Source organism: Halomonas sp. SIMBA_159 (assembly GCF_046536035.1).
In the GTDB taxonomy this organism is placed as follows: domain Bacteria; phylum Pseudomonadota; class Gammaproteobacteria; order Pseudomonadales; family Halomonadaceae; genus Vreelandella; species Vreelandella venusta_A.
In genome coordinates, this window is sequence record NZ_JAWJBT010001557.1 from 1 (window position 1) to 238 (window position 238).

The window sequence follows — 238 nt, forward strand, 5'->3', positions numbered from 1 at the left end:
TGAGCCACAAAGATAATATCGGCATTACCTTTAACAATCTTGTTATATGCTTCGGGAGTACGAGAGTTCGCCAGATATTCCCATTCGTGAAAATCTTCCGGCAAAACGCTTAGTGCATAAAAGGCAGAGGCATAAATGGGGTACGCCGCCGTTGCGCCATCAAGTCGCGGCCAGTTTTGCGTGAACTGAATTTGCGGTTTACCACGCAGTGGTGTCAGTTGATTATTGAGTTTATCGG

Annotated in this window: 1 protein-coding gene; it reads right to left on the reverse strand. The window is 46.2% G+C overall.

Going from position 1 to position 238, the window contains the following annotated elements:
• Window positions 1-238 (reverse strand): hypothetical protein (locus R0J87_RS24465; protein ID WP_498889641.1); only part of this gene is annotated, 238 nt, incomplete at both ends.